Source organism: Mycobacterium arosiense ATCC BAA-1401 = DSM 45069, assembly GCF_002086125.1.
GTDB lineage: Bacteria > Actinomycetota > Actinomycetes > Mycobacteriales > Mycobacteriaceae > Mycobacterium > Mycobacterium arosiense.
In genome coordinates this window covers 14,699-27,891 of sequence record NZ_MVHG01000002.1, presented here as the reverse complement: position 1 = coordinate 27,891, position 13,193 = coordinate 14,699, and the positions used below count along the sequence as shown (strand labels likewise).

Genomic DNA, 13,193 nt, shown 5'->3' with positions numbered 1-13,193 from the left:
ATGCCGGGCACCTCGCAGCACGTCGACTACCTGAAACGCCTCACGGCGGATCTCAGGCGGACCCGGCGGCGCGTCGCGGAGCTCGAGGGCCGGCTTTCCGAGCCGGTCGCGGTGGTCGGCATGGCGTGTCGCTACGCCGGTGGCGTCGAATCACCGGAAGACCTGTGGGAACTGGTGATCCAGGGCCGCGACACGGTGTCCGACTTCCCGGCGGACCGCGGCTGGGACGTCGAGGGGCTGTACGACCCCGACCCGGACACCCAAGGGAAGATGTACACCCGGCAGGGCAGCTTCTTGGCCAACGCGGGTGACTTCGACGCCGGCTTCTTCGGCATCGGGCCCAGCGAGGCGCTGGCCATGGATCCCCAGCAGCGGATGATGCTGGAGATCTGCTGGGAGGCGTTGGAGCGGGCCGGCATTGACCCCTTCGCGCTGCGCGGCTCGGCGACCGGCGTCTTCGCCGGGGTCATCCACGCCGGTTATGGCGGAGAGGTCAAGGGCGAGCTCGAGGGCTACGGGCTCACCGGGTCGACGCTGAGCGTGACCTCGGGCCGGGTGTCCTACGTGTTGGGGCTGGAAGGCCCCGCGGTGTCGGTGGATACCGCGTGCTCGTCGTCGTTGGTCTCGATGCATCTGGCCGCGCAGTCGCTGCGGTCCGGGGAGTGCGATCTGGCGCTGGCCGGTGGCGTGACCGTGATGGCGACCCCCGCGGCCTTCGTCGAGTTCAGCCGCCAGCGCGCGCTGGCCCCCGACGGACGCTGCAAGGTGTACGCCGGTGCGGCGGATGGGACTTCGTGGTCGGAGGGCGCCGGTGTCCTGGTGCTGGAGCGGTTGGCCGACGCCCGGCGCCTGGGACATCCCGTGTTGGCGGTGCTGCGCGGCACCGCGGTGAATCAGGACGGCGCGTCGAACGGTCTGACCGCGCCCAACGGGCCGTCGCAGCAACGGGTCATCCGGGCGGCGCTGGCCAACGCCGGGCTGACGGCCGCGGACGTGGATGTGGTCGAGGGCCACGGGACCGGGACGGTGCTCGGGGACCCCATCGAAGCCCAGGCCCTGCTGGCGACGTACGGGCAGGATCGCCCCGCGGATCGCCCGCTCTGGCTGGGATCGATCAAATCGAACATCGGCCACACCTCGGCCGCGGCGGGGGTGGCCGGGGTGATCAAGATGATTCAGGCGATCCGGCACGGGGTGCTGCCCAAGACGTTGCACGTGGACGTCCCGTCGCCGCACGTGGATTGGTCGGTCGGCGCGGTGTCGCTGCTGACCGATCCGCGGCCGTGGCCGGACCACGGCGGGATCCGGCGGGCGGGCGTCTCGTCGTTCGGGATCAGCGGCACCAACGCGCACGTCATCGTCGAGCAGGCCCCCGCGGCACTCGAAAGCGAGGCCGAACCGGTCGCGTCCGCACCCGATTCGGTTGTCCCGTGGGTGATTTCGGCCCGCTCGCCCGAGGCGCTGGCCGGCCAGGCGCAACGGTTGCTGGACCGGCTGGACCGCGACGCGGGGCCGCGGGCGGTGGACGTGGGCTGGTCGTTGGCGACCACCCGGGCGGCCTTCGAGCATCGTGCGGTGCTGGCCGGTGCCGACCGCGCCAACCTGACGGCGGGGTTGGCGGGGCTGGCCGCCGGGCGCCCGGATCCCGCCGTGCTGGTCGGCCGGTCCCGGTCGGTGGGCAAGCGGGTGTTCGTCTTTCCCGGCCAGGGGTCGCAGTCGCTCGGCATGGGCGCCGAGCTGTATGAGCGGTTTGGAGTGTTCGCGCGGGCCTTCGATGAGGCGATCGCGGCGGTGGACACTCACACGCGACTGCCGCTGCGCGAGGTGATGTGGGGCACCGACCCGGAGTTGTTGCAGAGCACCGAATTCGCCCAGCCGGCGCTGTTCGTGCTGGAGGTCGCGTTGGCCGCGCTGTGGCAGTCCTTCGGGGTGACACCGGATGTGGTGATCGGCCACTCGGTGGGCGAGGTCGCCGCGGCGTGGGTGGCCGGGGTGCTGTCGCTGCCCGACGCGGCCCGGCTGGTGGCGGCGCGCGGCCGCCTGATGGCTGCGCTGCCGGCCGGCGGGGTGATGATCGCCGTGGCCGCGACCGAGGCCGAGGTGGCTCCCATGCTGAACGGCGCCGTGAGCATCGCGGCGGTCAACGGCCCGCAATCGCTGGTGCTCTCCGGTGAGCGGGCCGCGGTGGGGTTGGTCGCCGACCGGTTGGCCGCAGGCGGCGCGCGGGTGCACCGGCTGGCGGTCTCGCACGCGTTTCACTCGCCGTTGATGGAACCTATGATCGACGACTTCGCGGCGGTGGCGGCGGGCATCTCGGCGGCCGAGCCGCGAATTGCCTTGATGTCCAACCTGACCGGGCAACTGGCCGGCCCCGGCTATGGCTCGGTCGCGTACTGGGTGGACCACGTGCGCCGGCCGGTGCGGTTCGTCGACGGTGTGCAGCTGGCCGAATCCCTGGGTGCCGGCGTGTTCCTCGAGGTGGGACCGGGCGCGGCGTTGACGTCCGCGGTGGCACAGTCCCTGACCACCGACCGGGCGTCCACGGTGGTCACGATGGCCAAGGGCCACCCCGAGGTCGACTCGCTGCTGCGGGCGGCCGGAGAGCTGTTCACCGCCGGCGCTGACGTGCAATGGGCCGCGGCCTTCGCCGATCTGCCTGCCCGGCGTGTCGAGCTGCCCACGTACGCCTTTGTGCGGCGCCGGTTTTGGCTGTCCGGCGATTCGGTGGGTTCGGCCAACATCGCCAGCCTCGGTTTGGCCGAGGCCGAGCACGCGTTGCTGGGTGCGGTGGTCGACCGGCCGGATTCCGGTGGGGTGGTGTTGACGGGCCGGCTTTCGGTGGCCGCCCAGCCGTGGCTCGCCGACCACGCGGTCGCCGGCACGGTGCTGTTTCCCGGGGCCGGTTTCGTGGAGCTGGCGTTGCGGGCCGGTGACGAGGTCGGCTGCTCGGTGGTCGAGGAGTTGACGCTGTCGGCGCCGCTGTCGGTGCCCGCGGTCGGCGTGGTGCACCTCCAGGTCTTGGTGACCGCGGCCGCCGAGGCGGGCACCCGGTCGGTCGCCGTGTATTCGCGTGCCCCGCAAGCTGATTGGGTGCTGCACGCCGAAGGGGTGCTGAGCGAGGGTGCGCCGCCCGAACCGGCGATCGACCTGTCGGTGTGGCCGCCGCTGGGCGCGGACGCGGTGGACGTCACCGGCGCGTATGACGGTCTGGCCGCCCGCGGCTATGGATACGGACCGGCGTTCCGGGGGCTGCGGGCCGTATGGCGAAGGGGCGCCGAGACTTTCGCCGAGGTCGAACTCCCGCAGCAGGCCGGCGTCTCGACCGCCGGCTTCGGCATCCAGCCGGTGATCCTGGATGCGGCGCTGCACGCGCTGGGGGTGGCCCACGAGCGGATCGAGACCGTCTTGCCGTTCTCGTGGCAGGGCGTGAGCCTGTACGCGGCGGGTGCGTCGCGGGTGCGGGTCAGGCTGGCGCCGGCCGGTCCCGGCGCCGTCTCGGTCGAGCTGGCCGATTCGTCGGGCCTACCGGTGCTGTCGGTGCGCGAGCTGATCACGCGCGCCGTCTCGGCCGACCAACTGACCGCGGCGGTGGCGGCCCGCGCCGGAAGTGGCGAGTTGCTCGACGTGGTGTGGTCGCCGGTAACGTTGCCCGGCAACGGCATTGGCGCTGACTTCACTGTCTGGGAGTCACCGGCGGCGGGCACCGACGCGGTGACGTCGGCGTATGCGGCGACGCACGAGGCCCTGGGTGTGCTGCAAAACTGGCTGGCCGGCGCGGCCAACGGGGTCCTGGTGGTGCAGACCCGCGGCGCGGTGGGGCCGGCCACACACGGCGTCGAGGACCTGGCCGGGGCGGCGGTGTGGGGGTTGACGCGGTCGGCGCAGGCCGAGCACCCCGGTCGCGTGGTGTTGCTCGACACCGACGGAACGCTCGGTGTCGCCGCCGCGATCGGTTGCGGTGAGCCGCAACTGGTGGTGCGCGACGGGGTGGCCTACAGCGCCCGGCTGAAGCCGGCCGACCGGCGACCCCCGCTGCGGCTGCTCGACCCGCCGGCGGTGTGGCGGCTGGCCGCCGGCGGCGCCGGGACGCTGGAAGACCTTGCCGTGCAGGAGTATCCGCAGGCGCAGCTGGAGGCCGGTCGGGTGCGGGTGGCGGTGGCCGCGGCCGGGGTGAACTTCCGCGACGTGCTGGTGGCGCTGGGCATGTACCCGGGTGCGGCCCAGCTGGGCGCCGAGGGCGCCGGGATCGTCATCGAACTCGGCCCCGGTGTCACCGATCTGGCCGTCGGGGACGCGGTCATGGGAATCTTCGGGCTGGCCGGCTCGGAGGCGGCCGTGGATCGCCGATTGGTGACCCGCGTGCCGCAGGGCTGGTCGATGGCCCAGGCCGCGGCCGTGCCGGTGGTGTTCTTGACGGCCTATTACGGGCTGTCGGTGCTGGCCGGCCTGCGCTCCGGGCAGCGGGTGCTCGTGCACGCCGCCACCGGCGGGGTCGGCATGGCCGCGGTGCAACTGGCCCGCCATTGGGGGGCGGAGGTTTACGCGACCGCCAGCCGCGGCAAGTGGAACATTCTGCGCGGCATGGGATTCGACGACGCGCACATCGCGGATTCCCGCGCCCTGGACTTCGAGCAGAAATTCGGCGCCGGGGGCGTCGACGTGGTGCTCAACTCGCTGGCGGGGGAGTTCAACGATGCGTCGCTGCGGCTGCTGGCCCCCGGCGGTCGCTTCATCGAAATGGGCAAGACCGATCTGCGCGACCCGGATGACATCGCCCGGTCCCATCCCGGCGTGACGTATCGCGCATTCGATCTGATGGAGGCCGGCCCCGACCGCATCGCCGAGATGCTGACGGAGTTGATGGGGTTGTTCGCGGCCGGCGCGCTGGCGCTGTTGCCCGTCAAGGCGTTCGACGTGCGCAGCGCCGCCGAGGCCTACCGGTTCGTCAGCCAGGCCCGCCACATCGGCAAGGTCGTGCTCACCATGCCGGGCGGGCCCGCCGGGCTGGCCGGCGGCACCGCACTGATCACCGGCGGGACCGGCATGGCCGGTTCGGCGGTGGCACGGCACCTCGTCGAGCGGCACCGGGTGCCGCACGTGATGCTGGTCAGCCGCCGCGGTGAACGCGCCGACGGCATGGCCGAGCTGGCCGTCGAACTGCGTGGCGCGGGGGCATCGGTGGCGGTGGTGGCGTGCGACGTCGGCGATCGGGAGGCCGTCGCGGCGCTGCTGGCGCAGGTGCCCGCGCGGTACCCGCTGCGTTCGGTGTTCCACGCCGCGGGCGTGCTCGACGACGCAGTGATCGCCTCGCTGACGCCGGCGCGCATGGACACGGTGCTGCGGGCCAAGGTCGACGGGGCTTGGCACCTGCACGAGCTGACCCGGGACCTGGATCTGTCGGCGTTCGTGGCGTTCTCGTCGATGGCGGGCATCGTGGGCGCCCCCGGCCAGGGGAATTACGCGGCGGCCAACAGCTTCCTCGACGCGCTGGCGGCGCATCGCCACGCGCACGGGCTGCCCGGACTCTCGGTCGCCTGGGGGATGTGGGAAGAGTCCTCGACGATGACCCAACACCTCGGCGAGCGTGACAGGGCCAGGATGAGCCGCGCCGGGCTGAGCGCGTTGACGACTCGGCAAGCGCTGGAACTGCTGGACGCCGCGCTGCTCGGCGAACAGCCCATTGTGGTGGGCACCCGACTCGATCGGGGCGCGCTGGCACACCACGGCGCCACGCTGCCGCCGCTGCTGAGCCAGTTGGCCACCCGTCCGGCCCGCCGGATGCTGGAGCACACCGACATGGTGTCCCTGACGGGCCTGCGGGCCCGGCTGGACGGCATGTCGCCCGGGCAGCGGCACGGCGAACTGGTGGAACTGGTCTGCAGCAACGCGGCCACGGTATTGGGTCATAGCGCCGCGGACGTCAATGCCGACGATGCGTTCGGCGATCTCGGGTTCGATTCGCTGACCGCCGTGGAGCTACGCAACCGGCTCAAAATCGCCACCGGCCTGACCCTTTCGCCCACGCTGATCTTCGATCACCCCACGCCGAACGCGCTTGCCGAACACCTCGGCACCCAGCTGGCCACCAGCGGCCCCGCCGCGGTGGCTACCACGCCGCCCGATCGGACCGCCCGCTTCGACGAGATCGCCGGTGAACTGCAGGCACTGCTCAAGGCGCCCGATTTGAGTCCCGGCGACCAGGCGCAGCTGGTCACCCGGCTGGAGGGCTTGCTGGGCACGGTGACGGGCCCCACGGTGGCCCCGCTCCTGGAACACCCCGAGCAGGCGTTCGACGACGACATCTCCACCGCCACCGAGAGTCAGCTGTTCGCCATTCTCGACGACGAAGTCGGCCCCTGACTTGCCTCCGACAGACGTCGCGATCATCGGGCTGGCCTGCAGGTTTCCTGCCGCGCCCGACCCGCCCGCGTTCTGGCGCCTGATCCGTGACGGGCGTGAGGCCACCCAGCTCGGCGCGGACGCCGGCGAATTCGACGCGGACTTCTTCAACCTGTCGCCACGCGAGGCATCGGCGATGGATCCGCGGCAGCGCCTGGCCCTCGAATTGACCTGGGAATTACTCGAAGACGCGTTCGTGGTACCGGAAACAATACGGGGACAAGAGGTTTCGGTGTTCGTCGGGGCGATGACGGACGATTACGCGGCACTGACGCTGCGCGACCTCGCCGACAACTCCGACCACCACACCTTCACCGGCATCAGCCGGGCGATGATCGCCAACCGGGTCTCGTACGCCTTCGGGTTGCGTGGGCCCAGCATGACCGTCGACTCCGGCCAGTCGTCCTCTTTGGTGGCGGTGCACCTCGGCTGCGAAAGCGTGCGCACCGGGCGGTCGGCGCTGGCCGTCGCGGGCGGTGTCCACCTCAACCTGTCCGACGAAATCGCCATGCTGGAACAGGAATTCGGTGCGGTATCGGTCTCGGGCCGCACGTACGCATTCGATCGTCGAGCCGACGGCTACGTGCGGGGCGAGGGCGGGGGACTGGTCCTGCTCAAGCCGTTGCCGGCCGCCCTGGACGACGGCGACCGCATCCACGCCGTCATTCGCGGCAGTGCCGTCGGCAACGCCGGGCACAGCGGAGCCGCCCAGACCGTCCCGTCGGCCCGCGGCGAAGCGGACGTGATCCGGCGCGCGCTCGCCGATGCCGCCCTGGACGTCGGCGACATCGACTACGTCGAGGCGCACGGCACCGGGACCAAGGTCGGCGACGCTGTCGAAGCGCGGGCGCTGGGCGAGGTCTTCGCCGAGCGCGCGGCCGATCCGGTGCGGGTGGGATCGGTGAAGACCAACATCGGTCACGCCGGAAGCGCCGCGGGAATCGCGGGACTGCTCAAGGCCGTCCTGGCCGTCGAACACGCCGCGATCCCGCCCAGCCTCAACCACGCCGACCCCGAGGTCGAGCTGAATCACCTTGGGCTGCAAGTCAACACCGCCCTGACGCCATGGCCGTCCGCGGATCGGCCGCGGCGGGCGGGGGTGTCCTCGTTCGGCATGGGCGGCACCAACGCGCACGTCATCATCGAGCAGCCCCCGGCCCCAGGGGAAACCCCGGCGTCGGAATCGCCCGCGGCCACGGACGAGGTTGTGCCGTGGGTGCTGTCGGCCCGCTCCGAACGGGCGCTGGCCAACCAGGCCCAGCGGTTGTCGGCCTACCTGGCCGACCGCGACGTACGGCCCCTCGACGTGGCCTGGTCGCTGGTCAGCACCCGGACGCTCTTCGAGCACCGCGCGGTCGTGGTGGGCGGCGACCGTGCGGCGCTGACAACCGGGCTGGCGGCCGTCGCCGCGGGGGAATCGCCGCCGGGTGTCGCGGTGGGCCGGGCCAGGCCATCGGGGTCGTTCGGCGCGACGGTCTTTGTGTTCCCGGGTCAGGGCTCGCAGTGGCCGGGCATGGGGCGGCAACTGTACGACCGGTTCGACGCGTTCGCCCGCGCATTCGACGAGGCCGCCGCGGCGGTGGACGCGCACGTCCGGCTGCCGCTGCGCGATGCGATGTGGGGCACCGACCCGGAGTTGATGCGCAGCACCGAGTTTGCCCAGCCGGCCCTGTTCGTGTTGGGCCTCGCGCTGACCGCGTGGTGGGAATCCCTCGGGGTGACACCGGATGTGGTGATGGGGCACTCGGTCGGTGAGATCGCCGCGGCGTGTGTGGCCGGGGTGCTGTCGCTCGCGGATGCGTCGCGCATGGTGGCGGCGCGGGGCCGGCTGATGGCGCGACTGCCGGCCGACGGGGTGATGGTGGCCGTCGGCGCCGGCGAAGCCGAGGTGGCCGGGCTGCTGACCGACGGGGTGAGCCTCGCGGCGGTCAACGGCCCCCACGCGGTGGTGTTGTCCGGCGCGCAGGCCCCGGTGGAGGCGCTGGCGGACCGGCTGGCCCGGATGGGCCGGCGCGTGCATCGGCTGGCGGTGTCGCACGCGTTTCATTCGTCGCTCATGCAGCCCATGGTGGCGGAGTTCGCCGCGTCGGTGGCCGACATCGAGGTGAGAGAGCCGCGAATCGGGTTGGTGTCGAACCTGACCGGCCGGCCGGCCGGGGCCGGGTACGGCTCGCCGCGGTACTGGGCGGCGCATATCGGCCAACCGGTGCGCTTCTTCGAGGGGGTGCGCGCCGCCGAGTCGGCCGGCGCCGAGATCTTCCTGGAGCTGGGTCCGGGCGCGGCGCTGACCTCGGCGGTGGACCAATCGCTGAGCACGCCGCGGGCCGTGGCGGTGCCCACCATGGTCAAGGACCGCCCCGAAACGCAATCGCTGCTGGGCGCGGCCGGCCAGGTGTTCACCCGGGGCCTCGACCCGGACTGGGTCGGCGTGTTCGCCGGGCTCAACGCCCGGCGCATCGAGCTGCCCACGTACGGCTTTGCGCGGCAACGGTTTTGGTTGGGATCCGGCGGAGCCGGGGCCGCGCCGCCCGCCACGGCCACTCGAACACCCGACCTGGCGCAGCGGTTACACGGGTTGGCCCCCGACGAGCAACACCGCGTGCTACTCGAACTGGTCTGCGAGCACGCGGCGGCGGTGTCGGGGCATCCGGGCGGCCACGCCATCGACCACGACCGCGCGTTCGGCGACCTCGGGTTCGACTCGATGATCGGGGTCGAACTGCGCAACCGCCTCACCAGCCATACCGGCCTGGCTCTGTCGCGAACGCTGATCTTCGATTATCCGACGCCGGCCGCGTTGGCCGATCATCTTCGGCGGCAACTGCTCCATGACGAGCCCACCGAATCCGACGACGAAAAGGTTTGGTCGACGCTGCGCAAGATTCCGGTGCGCGAGCTTCGAAGAACGGGGTTGCTGGAAAAACTCTTATTGCTCGCGGGCACACCGGAAACGCCCGCCGCGGACACAACTCCCGATGCTCGCGACATCGACTCTTTAAGCCCGGACGCGTTGATTGCGATGGCGCTGAGCTCGGCGGATGAGGAAGACACCGAATAATGAATTTCCCACTGGCGGATATGATTACGCGAACACAAAGACGCCCTAGTAGTGCATGTGTTGAATACGAGAAACTTTTGCACGACCAAACGGGACCGCATAAGCTTCCGGCAATAAGGGGAGTCGTGTTTACGCTGGTCGGCAATCAAGAGAGCAGAGCATGAGCGCCATCGCGGGTGTGTTCGGCGCGTTGCCGCCGCATCGCTATAGCCAAAGCGAGATCACCGACCAGGTGGTCAAATTCCCCGCGCTGGCCGAACACGAACAGATCGTCCGGCGCCTGCACGCCGCCGCCAAGGTCAACAGCCGCCACTTGGTGCTGCCCCTTGAGCGGTACCACGAGCTCACCGATTTCGGTGCCACCAACGAGATCTTCGTCGACAAGGCCGTGGAGTTGGGCTGCGACGCGCTGCTGGGCGCGCTCGACGAGGCCGGGCTGCAACCGCAAGAAATCGACTTGATCGCCACGACGACGGTGACCGGCGTCGCGGTGCCGTCGCTCGACGCGCGGATCGTCGGGCGCCTGGACTTGCGCCCGGACGTGCGGCGGATGCCGCTGTTCGGCCTGGGTTGCGCGGCCGGGGCGGCCGGCGTGGGCCGGCTGCACGATTACCTGCGCGGTGCCCCGGACGGCGTCGCGGCGCTGCTGTCGGTCGAGCTGTGTTCGCTCACCTTTCCGACGGTCCGGCCGACCGTGTCGGGGTTGGTCGGGACGGCGATGTTCGGCGACGGCGCCGCCGCCGTGGTCGCCATCGGCGACCGTCGGGCCCAGCAACTGGATTCCGCCGGGCCCGACATCGTGGATTCGCGCAGCCGCCTGTACCCCGAATCGCTGCACATCATGAGCTGGAACATCGGCTCGGACGGCGTGCAGCCGGCGATGTCGCCGGAATTGCCGAACGTCATCGGCCGTTACCTGCCCGGCGACGTGGGCAGTTTCCTCGCCGCGCACGGGCTGACCAAGAACGACATCGGCGCCTGGGTCACCCACCCCGGCGGTCCCAAAGTGATCGACGCGATCGCCAAGAGCCTCGAACTGCCGCCGGAGGCGCAGGAACTGACCTGGCGCTCGCTCGGGGAAGTCGCCAACTTGTCCTCGGCCTCGGTGCTGCACATCCTGCGCGACACCATCGCCAAACCGCCGCCCAGCACCAGTCCCGGCCTGCTGCTCGCGATGGGGCCCGGCTTCGGTTCCGAACTGGTGCTGCTGCGCTGGCACTGAGCGTGTCACTCGAGCAGCTCGGATAGTTCCAGCCAGCGCCCCTCCGTCGCGGCGACCTCGTCCTCGAGCGCGCGCAACTCCTGGGTAAGCCGGGTGATGCCGACATGGTCGGACTGGTCGTGCGCGGCCAGTTCGTCGTGCTTGTCGGCGATCCGGTCCGCCAACCGCGCGAGCTGGCGATCCAGGGAGGCCACCTCTTTTTCCGCGGCGCGGCGTTGCGCGCCGGACATCGCTTGGGCCTCGGGCGGGGGAGACGGCCGCGACGATTGCGGGGCCGGCCGGGTGGTCCGTTCGCCGGCGAGCCGCAGATACTCGTCGACCCCGCCGGGGAGGTGCCGCAGCCGGCCGTCGAGCAGCGCGTACTGCTGATCGGTGACCCGCCCCAGCAGGTAGCGGTCATGCGAGACGACGATCAGGGTGCCGGCCCACGAGTCCAGCAGATCCTCCATCGCGGCCAGGGTGTCGGTGTCGACGTCGTTGGTCGGCTCGTCGAGGAGCAACACGTTGGGCTCGGAGAGCAGGGTGAGCATCAGCTGCAGTCGGCGCCGCTCACCGCCGGAAAGATCCTCGACCCGCGCCGACAGCTGGCCGCGGGCGAAGCCGAGCCGCTCCAGCAGCTGCGCCGGGGTGGCCTCGCGACCGTCGACCTGATAGCCACCCTGTAGGCGGCCCAGCACATCGGCGATCCGGTCGCCGCCCACCGCGGCCAGCGCGTCGCCCTGCTGGTCGAGCACCGCCAGGCGGACGGTCTTGCCGCGCTTGACGCGGCCCGCGTCCGGCTCGATGGTGCCGTCGATCAACCGCAGCAGGGTCGACTTGCCGGCGCCGTTGGCCCCGACGATGCCGGTGCGCTCGCCGGGGGCGATCCGCCACTCGACATCGCGCAGCACCGGACGGCCGCCGAGCGAGACCGACACGTCGAGCAGGTCGACGACGTCCTTGCCCAGCCGGGCGGTGGCCAACTTGGCCAGTTCGACGGTGTTGCGCAGCGGCGGCACGTCGGCGATCAGCTGATTGGCCGCCTCGATCCGGAACTTGGGTTTGGAGGTCCGCGCCGGCGCGCCGCGGCGCAACCACGCCAGCTCTTTGCGCATCAGGTTCTGCCGCTTGGCCTCGGCGACCGCGGCCATCCGGTCCCGCTCGACGCGCTGCAGCACGTAGGCGGCGTAACCGCCGTCGAACGGTTCGACGATCCCGTCGTGCACCTCCCACGTCGTGGTGGCGACTTCGTCGAGAAACCAGCGGTCGTGCGTCACCAGCAGCAGCCCGCCGGCGTTGCGCGCCCAGCGTTGCCGCAGATGGCCGGCCAGCCAGGTGATGCCTTCGATGTCGAGATGGTTGGTCGGCTCGTCGAGCGCGATGACGTCCCATTCGCCGATCAGCAATTGGGCCAGCTGCACGCGGCGGCGCTGGCCACCGGACAGCGTGGAAACCGTTGCCTCCCAAGCGATGTCGGACACCAGCCCGGCGACCACATCGCGGACCCGCGCGTCACCGGCCCACTGGTGTTCGGCCGCCTCGCCGACGAGCGTGTAGCCCACGCCGCGGTCCGGGTCCAGGGTGTCGGCCTGGCTGAGCGCGCCGACCCGCAACCCGCTGCGGCGGGTCACCCGCCCGGCGTCGGGCTGTTGCCGGCCGGTCAGCAGCCGCAGCAGGCTGGATTTGCCGTCGCCGTTTCGCCCGACGATGCCGATGCGGGCGCCGTCGTTGACCCCGAGCGTGATCGAGTCGAAGACCACTTGAGTCGGATATTCGAGGTGTACGGCCTCGGCCCCAAGGAGGTGCGCCACCGGGCCGACCCTAGCGCCCCGCCGCTAGCCGAGAGTCAGCAGCGCCTGGTCCACCTGGCTCTGCGTTTCCGCCGACGCCTTATTGGCCACGGCATCCAGGAAGCGGCTCGCGACGTCGCGCAGCTTGAGGTTCGTCTCCTGGGAACGCCACACCAAAATGTCGAACGCGCGCTCGGCCGAGACGCCGTACGCGGCGATCAGCACGCCCTTGGCCTGCTCGATGCGCGCGCGGGCGTCGGCCACCGCCGACAGCACGTTGGTGATATCGGTGTGCAGCGAGTCGGTGACGTCGACGTAGAACCCGGTCGCGCCGGTCAGCGCACCGGTGCCGTCGACCATCCGATCTCCGGCGACCACCACGCAGCGGGTGCGGCCGGCGGTGTCGATGATGCGGTGCCGGCTGCTGAACGGCTTTCCGTTGATCACGCGGCTGAGCACGGCCGCCGCGCGCTCCCGGTCGTCTGGATGCTTGTGTTCCAGCAGCAGTTCCGTGGTGGGCTTGACCTGTCCGGGCTGGTAGCCGTGCATCCGCGCGATCGCATCCGACCACTCCCAACGATGGCCGTCGATGTAGAACCAGAACCTGCCGACGCGCTGCGGCTCGCCGAGGCCCAACACCAGGTCGACCGCACTCAGGTCGCCACCCTCAACGACGTCAAACGCCTGGCGGCGCTCGACGGTCTCGTCGTTGGAGTTCACCGTCATCGCCCGTTTCCCCAATCTT

General features: G+C 71.2%; 5 protein-coding genes. 3 read left to right on the top strand and 2 right to left on the bottom strand.

The features are described 5' to 3' along the window. The 3 genes from BST14_RS01115 to BST14_RS01105 all read left to right on the top strand — a co-directional run bounded on the left by BST14_RS01115 (position 1) and on the right by BST14_RS01105 (position 10,679). Positions 1–6,360: an SDR family NAD(P)-dependent oxidoreductase gene (locus tag BST14_RS01115; RefSeq protein WP_438502117.1), complete on the top strand. Its 6,360-nt coding sequence runs from the start codon at positions 1–3 to the stop codon at positions 6,358–6,360. A 1-nt stretch (position 6,361) separates the two neighbouring features. Next, complete coding sequence (locus BST14_RS01110) at positions 6,362–9,457, top strand: type I polyketide synthase (RefSeq protein ID WP_083062764.1); 3,096 nt, start codon at positions 6,362–6,364, stop codon at positions 9,455–9,457. Positions 9,458–9,617: 160 nt separating this feature from the next. Beyond that, the gene (locus BST14_RS01105; RefSeq protein WP_083062763.1) at positions 9,618–10,679 is read left to right on the top strand and encodes a type III polyketide synthase; all 1,062 of its coding nucleotides are present in this window, start codon (positions 9,618–9,620) and stop codon (positions 10,677–10,679) included. Positions 10,680–10,684: 5 nt separating this feature from the next. Here BST14_RS01105 and BST14_RS01100 read toward each other — a convergent pair whose 3' ends face one another. Both BST14_RS01100 and BST14_RS01095 read right to left on the bottom strand, forming a co-directional pair. Next, a complete protein-coding gene (locus tag BST14_RS01100; RefSeq protein WP_083062762.1) occupies positions 10,685–12,469 on the bottom strand; it encodes an ABC-F family ATP-binding cassette domain-containing protein in 1,785 nt (594 codons plus the stop codon). A 24-nt stretch (positions 12,470–12,493) separates the two neighbouring features. After that, entirely contained in the window at positions 12,494–13,174 is a 681-nt protein-coding gene (locus tag BST14_RS01095) for a PAS and ANTAR domain-containing protein (RefSeq protein WP_083062761.1), read from the bottom strand. Positions 13,175–13,193 lie beyond the last annotated feature (19 nt).

Coding starts and splice junctions, on each gene's coding strand:
- BST14_RS01105 (WP_083062763.1), top strand. CDS start 9,618: ATGAGCGCCATCGCGGGTGTGTTCGGCGCGTTGCCGCCGCATCGCTAT.
- BST14_RS01095 (WP_083062761.1), bottom strand. CDS start 13,174: ATGACGGTGAACTCCAACGACGAGACCGTCGAGCGCCGCCAGGCGTTT.
- BST14_RS01115 (WP_438502117.1), top strand. CDS start 1: ATGCCGGGCACCTCGCAGCACGTCGACTACCTGAAACGCCTCACGGCG.